The following is a 16,290-nucleotide window of genomic DNA, read 5'->3' on the forward strand; positions in this document are numbered from 1 at the left end:
TGGAAAATGTTTTTCCTACAGATGAGCTGTTCCCTAATATTATTTTAGGGACAAGACTTATACCAAGCGTGATAAATGTTTGTTACAAATGGTAGGGACGTTGCATAAGGGCGTCCCTACGAAAGAAGGAAGAGGGAAGAAGGAAGAAGGGATAAATATTGAAAAAAATGGGAAAACGATATAAATAACTATCTAAAATGAACTGGGGTAGCTATTTTTAAGAATATCCTATTGATATCTACCTTTTTGTAGCAAACTAGGGTATTTCTTAGGAGTCAGCCCACCCCCGCCCCTCCCCAACCCACCCCCGCCCCTCCCAGGAGGGGAAGTCAGTCCTCAGGAGTCGTATGGGAATGGCTTCTATACCATTTTTAAGTCATAAATTCTCTTTCTTCTCAAAGGGACATCTTCTGCACATATCTTTTAGTCACACCTATTATTCGTAACATTCTTTTTTCAAAATGGTATTAGAGATTTTTTCGACAAAAACACTATATATGCCATAGTGCTATAGTTTTTATCTACTAAAATTTGTAATATTATCTTTTCTGTAGCGGGTTTAATACCAAATTCAAAAAAGGTCGCTACAGTATTAATCTCAAGACTCCTACCAACAGAATAAAGCACTGTAACAGTATTTTTTGAAAATGGTATAATACCATTTTGAAATACGAATTTTCCCATCTCCCTATCAATTTTTCTAAGCGTGACAATAAATTGACCCTAGGGAATAGGGGGGATGCCTTCTACCTTCTTCAATGTATCGACTCTATTATTTTCTTTCATTGACATTATTGATTTGATAAATGCCTAACTCTGTACCACATATTTTACAGAATTTGGCATCTATATCGTGGATAGAAAAACCACAACCACTGCATGATTTTTCTATATTTTTAGTTGTTTTTATCAGTTGTTTAATTAAATCCCCAAGTTGAGAAGGAATTAAACTAATACCTGTTAATATCATTAACACAGTTAATAAACGACCACTTTCTGAAGTAGGAATTAGATCGCCAAATCCAACAGTTGTCATTGTAACAACCGAAAAATATACAGCATCTAAAAAATTATTAAATGATTCAGGATTTACGCGGTGCTCTACTTGATAAATCAAGCCAGAAAAGATAAAAATAATTGTAAATAAAGTAAATAATATTCTGGCAAAAATCACTCCATCTTCTGTACTAATCTGAAAAATATAAATTTTTAATTTGAGAAATCGAATTAATTTTAGAATTCGGAACCATCTGATAATTCTAATAAAACTCAGTTCTAAAATCCCTGGAAAAATAGGTAAAATTGCTAGTAAATCAATAATAGAAAAAAAACTAAAAACAAACTTTATTTTTTGTTCTGCACACCAAAATCTCAGTAAATATTCAATGGCAAAAAACACTAAAATAGCATCATTGATTAGTTCTAGTATGATAAAAATATTCTCTGGAATTGGATAAGTCTCGGCAACAAAGATAGCTGAAGAAAATAAAATCAAAAATAGCAGAATAAAGTTAATAGCTTTACCGATAGGAGTTTCAATATCTTCCAAATAAAATGCTAGAGTTTTTTTTGTGAATTCAAGTAACATAATTTCTAATCTTCTGCTTGAGAACAGTATAGCGCTGTGGGCAGGCAACAGGCAACAGGCAACAGCGGTCAGACCCCGCGACGACGCCAGCTCGCTTGCGGAATGCTGACCAAGAGAGGCAACAGAGGGAATAAAAAACCGATAATGTAGGACTTTTAGTTATTGGAAAGTTCTTGTAATTTGTACATAAGCCAGGGCAAATTGCTATAATTATCAAACTAAATTGTCATTATAATGTTTTACAATGAATGTGCCAATGTCTCTACAAGTTACAGTACTTTTGAGAATAGTGAGGTACAGTTATAAGACTATTTATTCCTATATTCCCTGTTGCCTGTTGCCTGTTGCCTAGAACAATAAAACTTTGTACCTCATCCACTAGAAAACTGCTGTAATTATGTCTGACTTAGAATCAAATTTATCTGCTCTAGCAGCCAAGGTTTTACAATTGGAAAAACAACAAATTACTCTCAAAAAATATGTTGTTAAGTTGAAATATACTTTAGATGAGCAAATAGAAAATTTTCATCATCGACCAGAAGCACAAGATATCGAAAATTTACAGGAAAATTTTGTTGCTTTAACTCTACGTTTAGATGAATTATTAGCTTTCAATAATCTCATAACATCAACTACAGAAACTCAATATCAATCTCCAGATAATTGTCAAAAAACTGGAGAATATCAAAATAAATTAGTATTTGACCGTACCGATAGTCGTGGTGTATTAATCGAAGCATTAGAAACAGTTAAAGAACGATTAATTATTGTTTGCCCTTGGTTGAACTGTAATAGTATTGATGAAAATTTACTGAATAAATTTAAGGATTGTTTAAACCGCAATTGTCAGATAGATATTGGTTGGGGATATTTAGGCGATCGCTTGAATATTGGCAAAGGTTGGAAATATAATGCTTTCGTAGATTTACAAGAATTGGAAGAAAGTTATCCTGGTCTATTTCGGTTGAAGTTGTTAGGAACTCACGAAAATTATTTGGTGTGTGATGAGAGGTTTGCTTTTGTGGGGAGTCATAATTTTTTAGCTTCTGGCAATCAAAGTATGGAACGAGAAGTGGGAATTATGACGAGTGATTCAGAAATTCTTCAGGGATTAATTTATCGTTTTGATGATGGTGAAAGTTTGGATGAAGCAGAAATTAATCGTAGATTTGCAGCAAGTGTGAAAAGTTTGGATGAGGTGGAATATTTGCCTGGAGTTATTGATGAAAGTGAAATGGAGTTTAGGGATTTTTCGATGGTGGTAGATGAAGATGAGAAAGAGGAAGAAGAAATGGAATATTTGCCTAGAGTTGTTGATGAGAATGAAATGGAATTTCAGGATATTTTGATGATGGTAGATGAAGATGAGGAGGAGGAAGAAGAGGAAGAAGAAAGTCAAGAACCTGTGGTTAGTGCTGAGGAATTTTTGCGTAGATATAGTGAAGGAGAACGAGATTTTAGTGGGATTAATTTGTCTGGTGTTGATTTGAGTGGTAAGTCTTTTAATGATTCAAAATTAAATTTGAGTAATGCTAATTTTAATGGTGCAAATTTGAGTGGTGCAATTTTTAACCAAGCTAATTTAACTGGAGCAAAATTTCGAGATACTAACCTTTGTGAAACAAAGTTAGAGTCAGCTAATTTAAGTCAAGCTAAATTTATTAATAGCAATTTGAATAAAGCGAACCTTCATGCTACTAAGCTAGAAAGAGTGAAGTTGAAAAATGTGAATCTCAATGAAACTAATTTAAAAGCTGCAAATTTTACTGGAGCTAACTTGAGGGGAGTTGATTTTAGCAATTCTATACTGTTCAGTAATACAAACTTCAGTAGTGCAAATATCATCAAAGCAAATTTAAGTGGATTAGATTTGAGGAGTGCGAATTTTACTAATGCAGACTTAAGTCAAGCTGATTTAAGTAGAACTAATTTATTAAACGCAAATTTTGCAGGAGCAAACCTGCAAATGACTAAAATGAATCAAGCGCTTTATAGTGAAGCAACTGTTTTTCCTGAAAACCTTAATTGTACTAAATTAGGTGCTTATTTTATTGCTCCTAATGTATCCTTACGAAGGATAAATTTAGCTGGTGCTGATTTAAGTAGAGTAAATCTTAATGGGGCAGATTTAAGGGAAGTAAATCTAAATGGAACAAAACTATATAACGCCGATTTAAGGTACACAGATTTAAGTAGAGCTAACTTAAAAGATGCTAGCTTGGACGGTACTCAACTAATAACAACAAACTTAACACAAGCCGATATTCGCGGTGCGAGTCTTTCTGGCACACAACTCAAAGGAGCTAACTTAAATTTTACCGATTTACGAGCAGCAAAATTATACTCTGTAGACTTATCTGGTGCTGACTTAACTGATGCTAAACTGTCTGGAGCATCAGTGAGAGCTACAAATTTGAGAGGAGCTAAATTAAATTCTGCAGATTTACGAGTAGAAAGACTAGAATCTGCAGACTTATCTGGTGCAAATTTAACTAACGCTAAACTAGATGGAGCAGTCTTGCAATCTGTAGACTTATCTGGTGCAAATTTAACTGATGCTAAACTAGATGGGGCATTATTGAAAAATACAAACCTTACAGGTGCAACAATGCCAGACGGTTCAACCCACGAATAATATAAATAGTAGGTTGGGTTGGCAAAGGAAACCCAACTAAAAAATTTGGTCGCCCTCCATAGTAATGTTATATCAAATCCGGTAGCATTAGTGTAATTAGATAAAGAGGGTGGGGAGTTTGGAGAGGTGGGTAGATAAAGAAAGATGTAGCAATGGCGCGAGGATGGAAAATTTTTTTATACCGAACCCGAGGGGACTTGAGATTAGAAATATTATAGACAGAACTTACGTATTTTTCCAACAAAAACACTATATGTACCATAGTGCTATAGTTTTTATCTACTATATATAGTGCCTTTGCTTAAGTCCTGATAGAAATATTATAGACAGAACTTATGCATTTTTCCAACAAAAACACTATATGTACCATAGTGCTATAGTTTTTATCTACTATATATAGTGTCTTTGCTTAAGTCCTGATAGAAATATTACAGCAGTCGCCATTAATATTAGGACATTCTCGCTCCTCTCAAATTTACAAATTTATTCCGTGCTGTAAATTTAACTTCAGACTTCAGACTTCAATATAGATGGGAATACTCAACACCTATTCAGGGAGCAAGATGCTCCCACTCTCATGCTCCATAACCAAAATAATTACAATGCACTACTAGCAAAAATTTATCTTTTTCTCTTCTCCTGACTCCTGAGGAGTGACTCCTGTACGGGCGAATGCCATTCGCCCCTACTGACTTCTGACTTCATAACAACCCTCCTCGCTGAATTCTCTGCTGTTGTATAGTCTCCTTCTTAGCAAAAGCAGCATCTAGTTGATCCAATAACTTCCCAATCTTTTCCTTTGCCTCCTTGCTAGTCTGAGGTTGCCTATTTAACCACGACGTTGCCCTTCTTCGTCCCTTTTGACTCGCCACAATTAAAGCACCCCAAGCCATCGCATTAGTTTCAGCTTGATTTACCCTTAAAGCTGCATCAACTCGACTACGGAGACGACCAGTATCATTTTGCAGTAATTTACCAATCTCATAAGTGCTGCTCAAATTATTTTCAAACACACTGAGACTTTCTTGCCAACGACCATCAATTAAACCAGCCAAAACTTTTTGACTTGGACTTGCCCAAGAAGCGATCGCCTGAGCTTCTGTAATCTTGGCATGAAATTTGATTAAATCAAATTGAGCTTGTGCTTTTTGGGGCCATTGAGATTCATCCATTAAATTCTGTCGTAAAGGTTGAATTAAAGCAAAAGCACCAGACCATAAACCATTACGAGCTAATCTGAGAGTATCTCGATAATAACTATCTCCAATAGGAGCTTCCTCTAGAGAAATTTTCTCTAACTCAATGGGATTAAGTATAAACTTTCGTGGCTGAATCCAATAAATATCAAAATCAGGATCTAATCCCACAGTTTGCTCAACCACTAACTCTGGATCTCCTCCTCCAGTCATTTCCTGCCAGATAGGAGCTTGACCAGCAGCACTTTTCCATTCCAACATTGAACTCAAGTAATTTTTTTTGGGGTTGTAATTTACAATTTGCCCATAAGGAATAGTTTTATTGTTTTGTAATCTTTGACCACTGACACTAAACCAAATTCCAGCAGTGGGAACTTTGCCTTGAAAACGACGTACCGTTGTTAAAGGTAAAGGTTTATTTGAACCTTGGGGAGCAGAGACAGACTCAATAGTAGATGAAATGACAAAAGATTCAGCAGGACCTTGGAGTGGTAAAGTATTAACTAATCGAAAATATGGTTTACTCCCTTCTCGTTGGTTAACAGACAAAATTGATTGATAGACTCGCAACTCTACTAATTTCCGACAAGGAGTTTCACAGGGTAAAGAAGCTCTAGAATCAATCTGCTTCATTACTGGCACTAATACATCTAAACTAGAATCTCCTGCTGTACTAGGAAGAGAAAAAGTTTCTCCGCTGCTAAACCCTTCCTCCTTGATACTACCTTTAATCTGCTCAAGAGTTTGCAAAGATTTATTCCCGGATATATAAAATTGAGTCCACTGTGGCAATAATTGATTAAACCAGACTATAGCATTAGGGTCAGAAATTAACTTTACACTAATCCATGCCCCCATTGCCATCAAACCAGAGCCACCAAATAATAAACTTATCCCTACCCATTCAAGCATCCATTTTTTCCAAGGTAAGGATGTTAAAGAAAACTTTTGAGATTTAGATAATTTCCTCTGATGCCTAGATTTAGATACAGAAGTTATCCGGCTAATTTGTGGAGTTTTCTTAGTTCTAGGATAATCAGATTTCTGAGCTGTTTTAGCAACTTTAGGAAACTTAGCTTGATTGTAACTGGCTTTGGAGTCGTGAATTTTCTTTTTCATAAAAAACTTTTGGTAAGTGGGAAACTAGCCAGTTGCTTCCTAGGTAGAAGCTACGCTATCAACGGTTGGAGGAAAGCGACTCTACGGGTTCAAACCTGTAGTCACGCATATTGCCTATGTTTGATTATTTTACCTTACTGAGTGACAAGCACTTTGAAACTCTTGTAGGATAAGGATTTCAATAATTAAAGCTTCGTATAAAATCAAGATTTTTCGTTTTTGATAATAATAATCATTTCAGGACTTACGCAAAGGCACTATTTATAGAGATCAAGTACTATTGTCCAATAGTTTTGAACGCTATATATAGCGTATATGCGTAAGTCCTACATTTTTATTTTAATTGTTTAAATGATAGCCAGAAATCACATTTTATGGTAAAAAAAGTTGGTTTAGTGTATAAAATAGGTCGAAAAATATGGACTTAATATCATTATAATGCCACAATTTGTACTTGACCATTATTATGCAAGACTACCTATTTTTTAATTCAAGTAACGTAAGCATTCAGCTATTAGCTGTCAGCTCTCAGCAAAAGAAGGGGGTTTTAATGAATATAGACTGTTTAGCCAGCTTTTATAGGAACTATAAATTCTGACTCAATTAGTAAAGTAAAGCTTTTATCTCAAACTAAAAGCAATAGCTGATGGCTGATAGCTGACGGCTGAATGCTTACCAAGTAACTTTGAGTAATACCTTGATCATAGTGTATATTCACTCTTTAATTAAGTTAAAAACTCTCATGATCATTAAAGTCATAGAAGATAATCATGGCACAAGAAAAAATTTTTTGCATTGGTTTGCCTCGAACAGGAACAACTTCACTCTGTAAATTTTTGAATATGATTGGATGGAACACCAAGCATTTTCCATTTTAAATCTTTCAAAATACAAATGAAATTATACACTTCTAATTTTCAACATGATTGGATGAAAAACCAAGCATTTGGCATTTCAACTAGAACTTAACCTCAATAATCTATCTCTGAATAAATATGTGGGTTTTGGTGATAGTCCTATTCCCCTAATATATAAATATTTAGATAGAAAGTTTCCTAATAGTAAGTTTATATTAACTACAAGGTCTCTTGATTCATGGCTTGACAGTATGCAATGGTTATTGGAACACGGAAAGGTTAAATGGAACTGGTCTATCAAAGTACATATATATCATCATATTTTCTTAGGAACTAAGACGTTTAGAAAAAAAATATTAGAACATAAATTTGCTGATTTTCATACAGATGTCTTGAAGTATTTTGAATCTCGTCCAAAAGATTTACTAATTTTAGATATGGAAAAAGGTTTTGATACTAAAGAAATTTGTGATTTTTTGCAAGTTCCTGCTACTCAAGTAGAGTATCCTCATAGCAACAAGAGAACTACTACTACTTTTTATGAAAGAGTATCCTATGAATTTCGTCAGAGAAAAACATTACTAGATTCTTTGACAAAAAAATTAGGAAAAAATTTAAAATAATTACCGAATAATTAATAATTAAATAATTCTGGTTTAAAGCTTCCCCTTTTAAAGGGAAAAAAGAAATAATATTTCCTTATATTCAATTCCGTAACGGTTTTAACCTTCTTGTAATTATCAATTATCAATTATCAATTAATGAAAGTGTTTGTCAGCTTAGTATTGTGAATATTGAGCAATATTTTTCAAGAATTAATAATTACCTCTTTTTGAAAAGAAGAGGATTGACGAAAAAGGGAATTTTTTTTTCTTGTTTCTCCTTTCAAGGGGAGGTTTTATATAATGTTCGGATAATCAGTTATAAATAAAATTTCAGAACTGACAGTACCGAACAAATACTTAAATTATCTTGAAATACTTAAATTATCTTGATTTTTCTCCTTTCTTCCCTCCTGACTCCTGTACGGGCGATTCGCGAATCGCCCCTACGACTCCTGACTCCTCGCTAAGTTATTTATAAGTATTCAACCGAACATGATATTAAACCTTAATTATTCGGTAAATCATGCTCAAGGCTATAGACTAATGATTTCCTTACTTTGGGTAGCTATAGAATACCCAACGAATTTACATTTTCTGGTTCAAATGTGCAGCAACTATTTTTTCTGGGATATCTGTTGAATATGATTTCATAACTTAATCATCAAATTATTCCTGTATCGTAAGCATTCAGCCGTCAGCCATCAGCTAGCCTCCTCCGGAGGAACTGCGAACTTCAGCTATTGCTTTTAGTTTAGGATAAAAGCTTTATTAATTGTCTTACTACAAAAGTTAGCTCCCTTACCCTTAAAGTCAGTTGTTAATTTAAACACTGTCCTATATGAGAGAGTCTTGTTGCGCTCTAGCTGACAGCAAGCTAGCTGTTAGCTCCGCAGTCCGCAGGAAATGCTTACCGTGTATCTAATAACTTAGGAAACTGCTATAATTGAAAAATATTATGTATGAACAAAGATACGATGGCTATTAATCAACAATTTATTAATTTATAACTATGAATAATCACGAAATAGGTTATCTTTATATTGCTACTGGAGACAAGTATATCAAAGAAGCTATTGTCTCTGCTACAAGTCTGAAAAAACTAAATGAAAGGGCTCATCTTACTTTAGTGACTGATAAAAATATTAACAATTCACTGTTTGATGAAGTCATTATTCATCCTGTAGATGTTAAACATTTTAAGGAGGGTTTGTTGTATAAAGTAAGGCATATTTATCATTGCTCTCCCTACGAAAAAACCTTGTTTATTGATACAGATACATATTTCTGTGATGATTGTCAAGAAATATTTGAAACTCTAGATTTTTTTGATATGGCTGTAGCTCCAGATCCTACAGATCCTAATAAAGCAAAATCCCCTAAAACTAACAAAGTATTAACTGCGTGTGAAGCATATAATACGGGAGTTATTCTATTTAAAAAAAACTCAAATAATGAGTTCTTTTTTCAAAGATGGTTAGAGATATATGAATCAAAAATTATCAATCAAACTGTAGGAAAGGAAAACGATCAAACTTCTTTCATGGAAGCTTGGCTAGAGTCTAATTGTAAAATCTACGTTCTATCTCATGCTTGGAATGCAAGAACTCCCTTCTTTTTCACTTTGAAGGACTCTGCAAAAATTATTCATGGCAGACATAGCAATTATGAAATTATCAAAAACGAACTAAACAGATTACCCGGTAAACAACATCGATGCTGGCTACCAATAAAAAATAGATGTGTTACAAAGAAACAGGGGTGGGAATATAATTTGAAAGCTACTGCTAAAAAAATCAAGGATTATTTTTTACCGAAAAATTGAGTTTAAAGCTTCGCCCTACAAGGGCGACTTTTTATTTGAGCATGCAAGTGAATTGAATATATGCTAGAGTATTAGTAGTTGCCGGGGGGCACGCCTCCTCCGGAGGAGCTACGAATTGCGGAAACTCTAAACGGACGTGGAGGGAAGCGTTAGACTACCGCCAAGGAAGCAGCACCCAGTGTTAGCGACAGCTATGCGAAGCAAAACGTCAACCCGCCGAGGAGCTACGGCTCAGTAGGAATACCCGCGCCTTTAGGTCGGGGAGGATGTCAAGTTAGTAGAATATCTTGGTAATTGTAAGGTTTATATTAGACTTGTCGCTTTATAACTTAAAAAATCCCCAAAAACCTTGTTCTATAAGGATTGTAGGCATTGCAGACTAAAATACCTTGGAATGTTTACTCTGTCTAGGTTGGAGCGATTTTTTCCCTCTATTTAGCGACAACTCTATTGATTCCAAATATCTTTGGCTATGCTATTAATTAAGGGTTAAATTTGACGTGACCCTTAAGAATTACCTGGATTTATCCAGGAGAGTGTCAATATCCTAGTAATACTCTTTCATAGCGCTGACCTTGAACTTCCCAAGTATACTCCGTTTCTATGAGCGATCGCCCATTTTCTGACAAGGTTTGTCTCAACTGCCCATTCTCAAATAAGCGACTAATGGCCTCTACATACTCTGCTATTTGGTTTGCTCTTAATGCTCTGAGTGGTGTATTTGCACCATCAACTGCTAGACCTTCTAAACCACGGTCACTGGCCACAACAGGCGTACCTGCTGCCATTGCTTCTAAAGTTTTATTTTTAATTCCAAAACCAGTACGCATTGGAATCACACAAACGGTCGCTTGATGTAAATATTCTGCCATGGAAGGTACGCGACCTGTAACTTTTACTCCTGGGCGAGTTGAAAGTTCCTGCACTTCTGGTACTGGTCTCGCCCCTACCAGAGCTAAAGTTGTATCTGGATAACGCTCTTGTACCTTGGGTAATATTTCCAAAGTCAGAAAGCGAACCGCATCAATATTAGGAAAATTATCCATAGCTCCCACAAAAATCAATTGATGTCCCCCTGGGTCGTTACTTCGATAAGGAAACTGAGTAAAATCTACCCCATTAGGAATGACTGATATTTGACTATTGGGGTTAAACTCTTGTAGTTGTTTTCCATCTTCCTCAGTTGTTGCGACTATACAGGAAAATTTTGAACAGTAGCGTTTTTCATAACGAAGCAGTAAGGGAAGATTCAGTCTATCTCGCAATGGTTTTTCTGCTGTACCAGTTTCTAACTGCTGCCTACAGGTACCATAGACCGAACTATGGACATTAACTAGAGTTTTTAGTTGTTGTTGCCATTCCGGACGAATATAAATTTCATTCACACAATGTTCGCAAGTAATGGCCTCACATTTACCTGCTGCTACAAACTCATCTACCCAATTTTGCATTGCTGACGAATATATCGAAAGAACACTTGGTGGAGTACCTTCTATCAGAAAATTACTAAAACGTCTTAGTTTTACTAATGTTCCCTGATTAGGTTCTTGGGGGCGCGGAAATACGGCCAATTCTTTCACATAAGACCGCAATGAGTCTATTTCTGAATCATTGACATCTGGAGACCGTTGTGTTACCAAAGTAACAGAATGTTTTTGACTCAAATATTTGAGTAGATTAAAAGTTCTAACTTGAGTGCCACCTCGACTAGGAGGATAGGGAAAGGTGGAGGAAAGCATTAGAATTTGCATACAGTTAGTAAGTTCCTCTAGATTTTTCTTGATATACAGGTAATTTATTATCTTTAATGACAGTATTATACTATTAATTTTAGTTAGGCTCTGAATATTTTAATTTTACAAATAGATTTTATGCTGGAAAAATCACAGATATTTAAAGCATTAAAAAAACCTCATTTAGCCTGGAAGAAAAGTAAGGGTTTTTTAGTACATAATGTTGAAGATTTTATCAGGATTATTACCCAGCAACACAAACTCTCAGAAATAGTTAATCAAAAGGAAATTCGGGTATTAGGTATGAGGCGCTGCGGGAATCATGCAATTATTAACTGGATTAAAAGTCAGCAAACTGGTAAATGTCAATTTATAAATGATATCCCGAAAACAAATCCCTATCGCTATAAGTATGAAAATCTCCGAGAAAGATTTCCGCAATATAAAAAGGAAATAGAGGGTTATCGTCAACAAGCTCAGGGAAATTTTGTAAAAAAAGACTGCTTGATTTACAGTTATGAAGATTATGTTGTGCAGCAGGTAACAAATGATTTGATATTTAATGTCAAACATGACTTATATTTTGGAAAAAGTGCTATTAGGTATGATGTAATTATTATTAGAGATCCTTTTAACCTTTTGGCAAGTAGACTACAGAAGCATAAAAAGTTTTTAGAAGACCCCAATCATCAAGAAAACTATTTATCTGTTTCTCGAAGAAACTATTTATTAGCAAGGTATTCCAATAAAACAATGGTTGATTTATGGATTGATTATGCAAAAGAATATTTAGGAGAAACAAATTATCTCAAGCACAACAAAATTTGTGTAAATTATAATCAATGGTTTGCTGATGTTGAATATCGGCGAAATATTGCTGAGAAACTGCAAATAGAATTTTCTGATGCAGGAATAGACCGGGTAACAAGTTTTGGTGGTGGCAGTTCATTTGAAGGAAAAGAATTTAATAAAAAAGCAACATCAATGGATGTCTTAAACCGATGGCAAAAAGTATCTGATGACCCTCAATACAAGAAGTTTTTTAATCAGGAAATATTTGAATATTCAGAGCGAATATTTGGTCATATTCCCGGTACAGAATCTTTAATTAATTAAGTAATAACGTTGTTCTTATAACTCTTAGGATTATAGATATTATGGTGCAAAAATCACTGATAGTTAAAGCATTAAAAAAACCTCATTTAGCCTGGAAGAAAGGTAAACGTTTTCTCGCACATAATCTTGAAGATTTTATCAGAATTATTACCCAGCAACACAAACTTTCAGAAATAGTTAATCGAAAGGAAATTCGAGTGGCAGGTATGAAGCGCACTGGGAATCATGCCATTATTAACTGGGTTAAAAGTCAACAGAATGGTAATGTAGGATTTATTAATAATGTATTAGCTAATCAAAACCCCTACCGTTATAAGTATGAAAATCTTCAAGATAATTTTCCAGAACATAAATGGGCAATAGAAAATAACCGCCAACAAGCTAAGGGAAATTTTATTAAAAGAGATTGTTTGATTTACAGCTATGAAGATTTTCCCCTGGAGCAGATAGCAAGTGATAAATTCGAGCGTAATCACGATCTATACTTAGGAAAAAGTGCTATGAGGTACGATTTACTTATTATTAGAGACCCTTTTAATCTGTTTGCAAGTAGACTAAAAGTATCTTCTAAGGCGACACATTTTTTATCAGTAAATTCTCCGAAGAAAACCATGATTGATTTATGGATTGATTATGCAAAAGAATATTTAGGAGAAACAAATTATCTCAAGCACAACAAAGTTTGTGTCAATTATAATCAATGGTTTGCTGATGTTGAATATCGGCGAAACATTGCTGAGAAACTGCAAATAGAATTTTCTGATGCAGGAATAGACCGGGTAACGAGTTTTGGTGAAGGTAGCTCCTTTGAAGGAAAACAATTTAACAACAAAGCAACATCAATGGATGTCTTAAACCGATGTCAAAAAGTGGCTGATAATCCTCAATACAAGCAGTTTTTTAATCAGGAAATATTGAAATATTCAGAGCGAATATTTGGTCATATTCCCGGTACAGAATCTTTAAATTAAGTAATAATCAACAGAAAATCAACCATTATTTGTCATTCAATGTCTGGTTAATTATCTATGTAAAATTATTTCATAAATTATGTAATTTATCATGACAAAAGTTAGCGTTTGCATTCCCACTTATAACCGAGCGAATTTGCTGCCTTATGCAGTAAATAGTGTTTTGAATCAAACTTATGATGATTTTGAATTAATCATAACTGATGATGGCTCAAAAGATAATACTGCTGAAGTAGTTAGTCAGTGGAATGACTCTAGAATTCACTATATTCAGCATCCTCAAAATATTGGACGTAGTAAAAATATGCGTTCTGGTTTTGATGCTGCTAAAGGAGATTATTTCATCAAATTTGATGATGATGATGCCCTGACTCCAGAATTTTTAGAGAAAACTGTGGCAGTATTAGATGAGATGCAAAATGTAGATTTTGTCTGTACAAGTCATTGGGTTATTAATGAAAAAAGTGAACGGGAGGAAGTTGCCACGAAAGAGAATGCAGCTAAGTGGGGAAAGGATAATTTGAAGCAAGGAATTATCCCTAACTTGCTTAAAGAAACATTTCAATACCAAAGTTTGCAGGTGGGTTCAACTTTGTTTCGTCGCTCTTGCCTACAAGAAATTGATTATATGCGGCCTGAAGCAGATGGATGTGAAGACTTTGATTTGCTGGTCAGATTAGCAGTAATCGGAAAAGTTGGATATTTTATTCCAGAATATCTTATGGAATATCGTTTTCATAACCGGCAAACCAGTTTAAAACAAGATATTCACTTTTTATCTGCTAAAACTTTCTGTATTAATAGTTATAAATTTGACGATCAGAAATTGGAAAAATCACGTTTATTTAAGTTAGCAGATACGAAACAGAATCTAGGAATTAGATTAATTGAAAAGGGTGAAAGTGTTAAAGGGAGAAAATTATTACAAGAATCAAGCCAAATACTAGGAACTTCATTCAAGACTAAATTTGCTTTAGTATTATCTTACCTACCCCTAAATTTACGACAATTTGCTTTGCAAAGTTTTAGGAAAATTCGCCCTCAAGACTATGCAGACCGAGTTAGAAAAGCAACTACTTAAGTTAGAAATAACTAGGTATAATTTTTTAGCGATCGCCACTTGGTAAATCTTCTTACAAAATAATGATTACTTGATATTGGCTTGTTAATAATACAGGCCAATTTTTTTGTCCCAAGTCCAGTTAGGACATAATATCAAATCCGGTTAAACAGTTATAGACTGGTTAAGTATTTAGGAGGATTGACATACTCCCGGCATCAAATCAGAGATTATGGTGCGGGATTCTCATCATTGATGATTCTACGCTCACACAGACAACTTAAATTAGCCATATTGCTATCGCTAATCCAGAGGTCGGACTCTCCCGTAGCTTTTCCTTCGGAATGCTACGCAAACAGGTTTCCCCCAGGTTCCGTTAGCGCAGCTCCTCTGTAAGAGGCGTGCCCCTCGGTATTGTTTACTATTGCTCCTAACATCTCTAAACCTTTAGCCAAAATGTTCCTTGCTGCATTGTGGTCTCTATCAGCAATATAGCCACAATGCGGACATTTGTGGGTTCTAACTGATAATGACTTCTTAACAGCTTGACCACAATTTGAACAATTTTGGCTTGTGAAATGTGGAGGTACTGCTATGCAAGCAATTCCATGCAACTTAGCATAATATTCCAGCCATTCGGTAAACTGAGACCAACTTGCATCAGATATTGATTTGGCTAAATGATGATTTTTAACTAGATTAGCAATCTTTAAATCTGCCTTCGGCGCGCCGCTCCGCGTCTACATAAACTACCAAGTCGTTAGATCGGATTAACGCCTGTGCAGTCTTTACTGCATGGTGCAATACTATTGTCTACTGATTTTGAGATTTGCCCACGCTAATTGAATTCTTGCTTTGTGGTAGTTATTTGACTGAGGTTTCTTACCTTGATCGTGGCGACTTAATACTCGACCTTGTAGCTTTTTTAGTCGTTTTTCCGACTTTCTCAAATACTTAGGATTTTCTACAGCACTACCATTACTATCAGTATAGAAAGCGTTTAAACCTAAATCAATTCCTACTACATTGCCTTCAAAATTATGAGTTTCTTTTCTCTCAACATTTACTAAAAATTGACAATAATAGCCATCAGCACGTCAAATGTCTACTGGATAAACTATTAATATTTGTGTATGATTATGACATCGTTTGCTTCGCGGTGACAAACGGAAATCATAATTATACACGCATCATTCATCCAGGCACGCTCATCTCGCGATGATAGTGCTGGCCTTCTGATGCGTTTAGGTAAACCCACCCCTAACCCCTCCCAACCCAGGAGGGGAGGGGAAGTCAGGAGGAGAGAGAATCACAAAGATTTAGAGCTGATTGATAAACTTAGTTAAAAGTCTTACATCACCTAGCTTTCAGGAATTTGGGCACTACAGGCTGATAACTTGTCAAACCTAAGTATAGCAAGAAATTCAGCCTCTTAATATTTACTTGATAAATCAGCTCTTAGTAGTTATGACTATTCGAGAATTTTTTGATGTCCAATCAAACAAATTTGATTTAATTGCTAAAGCCAAAGAAACACTACGATAATAAATATCAATGTATTAACTATTGCCATATTATATTGTTGTCA

11 protein-coding genes and 1 pseudogene are annotated in these 16,290 nt (G+C 34.9%); 7 read left to right on the forward strand and 5 right to left on the reverse strand.

Annotated features, from left to right (window positions below; all coding sequences use genetic code 11):
- Nucleotides 1-772: 772 nt before the first annotated feature.
- Nucleotides 773-1,588 carry an ion transporter gene (locus F6K15_RS19590; RefSeq protein WP_293063427.1) on the reverse strand — a complete coding sequence of 272 codons (816 nt, stop codon included), beginning with the start codon at nt 1,586-1,588 and terminating at the stop codon, nt 773-775.
- A gap of 397 nt (nt 1,589-1,985) precedes the next feature.
- On the opposite strand from F6K15_RS19590, the gene F6K15_RS19595 reads away from it, so the two are divergent.
- A complete protein-coding gene (locus F6K15_RS19595; RefSeq protein WP_293063428.1) occupies nt 1,986-4,223 on the forward strand; it encodes a pentapeptide repeat-containing protein in 2,238 nt (745 codons plus the stop codon).
- A gap of 701 nt (nt 4,224-4,924) precedes the next feature.
- Here the strand turns inward: F6K15_RS19595 and F6K15_RS19600 are convergent.
- Nucleotides 4,925-6,538 carry a hypothetical protein gene (locus F6K15_RS19600; protein WP_293063430.1) on the reverse strand — a complete coding sequence of 538 codons (1,614 nt, stop codon included), beginning with the start codon at nt 6,536-6,538 and terminating at the stop codon, nt 4,925-4,927.
- 770 nt (nt 6,539-7,308) lie between these two features.
- Between F6K15_RS19600 and F6K15_RS38490 the strand changes: the two genes are divergently transcribed.
- From F6K15_RS38490 to F6K15_RS19610, 3 genes are all read left to right on the forward strand, one after another.
- Nucleotides 7,309-7,416 (forward strand): sulfotransferase, encoded by a 108-nt coding sequence (locus tag F6K15_RS38490; RefSeq protein ID WP_363268312.1) that lies wholly within the window; start codon nt 7,309-7,311, stop codon nt 7,414-7,416.
- A 68-nt stretch (nt 7,417-7,484) separates the two neighbouring features.
- The gene (locus F6K15_RS19605) at nt 7,485-8,018 is read left to right on the forward strand and encodes a sulfotransferase (protein WP_293063431.1); all 534 of its coding nucleotides are present in this window, start codon (nt 7,485-7,487) and stop codon (nt 8,016-8,018) included.
- Nucleotides 8,019-9,009: 991 nt separating this feature from the next.
- Nucleotides 9,010-9,822 (forward strand): putative nucleotide-diphospho-sugar transferase, encoded by an 813-nt coding sequence (locus F6K15_RS19610; RefSeq protein ID WP_293063433.1) that lies wholly within the window; start codon nt 9,010-9,012, stop codon nt 9,820-9,822.
- Between the two features lie 539 nt (nt 9,823-10,361).
- On the opposite strand, the gene F6K15_RS19615 is transcribed toward F6K15_RS19610, so the two are convergent.
- Nucleotides 10,362-11,573: a glycosyltransferase family 4 protein gene (locus F6K15_RS19615; protein WP_293063435.1), complete on the reverse strand. Its 1,212-nt coding sequence runs from the start codon at nt 11,571-11,573 to the stop codon at nt 10,362-10,364.
- Between the two features lie 120 nt (nt 11,574-11,693).
- Between F6K15_RS19615 and F6K15_RS19620 the strand changes: the two genes are divergently transcribed.
- From F6K15_RS19620 to F6K15_RS19630, 3 genes are all read left to right on the forward strand, one after another.
- The gene (locus F6K15_RS19620; RefSeq protein WP_293063436.1) at nt 11,694-12,671 is read left to right on the forward strand and encodes a hypothetical protein; all 978 of its coding nucleotides are present in this window, start codon (nt 11,694-11,696) and stop codon (nt 12,669-12,671) included.
- Nucleotides 12,672-12,712: 41 nt separating this feature from the next.
- Entirely contained in the window at nt 12,713-13,642 is a 930-nt protein-coding gene (locus F6K15_RS19625; protein ID WP_293063438.1) for a hypothetical protein, read from the forward strand.
- A 91-nt stretch (nt 13,643-13,733) separates the two neighbouring features.
- A complete protein-coding gene (locus F6K15_RS19630; protein WP_293063440.1) occupies nt 13,734-14,723 on the forward strand; it encodes a glycosyltransferase family 2 protein in 990 nt (329 codons plus the stop codon).
- Nucleotides 14,724-15,049: 326 nt separating this feature from the next.
- On the opposite strand, the gene F6K15_RS19635 is transcribed toward F6K15_RS19630, so the two are convergent.
- Nucleotides 15,050-15,409, reverse strand: coding sequence for an RNA-guided endonuclease TnpB family protein (locus F6K15_RS19635; RefSeq protein WP_293063496.1), 360 nt, complete (start codon nt 15,407-15,409; stop codon nt 15,050-15,052).
- Nucleotides 15,410-15,508: 99 nt separating this feature from the next.
- Nucleotides 15,509-15,766, reverse strand: a pseudogene (locus tag F6K15_RS19640) (transposase); the annotation flags it as partial.
- Nucleotides 15,767-16,290: the final 524 nt, after the last annotated feature.

It is taken from the genome of Okeania sp. SIO2B3 (genome assembly GCF_010672525.1).
In the GTDB taxonomy this organism is placed as follows: Bacteria; Cyanobacteriota; Cyanobacteriia; order Cyanobacteriales; family Microcoleaceae; genus Okeania.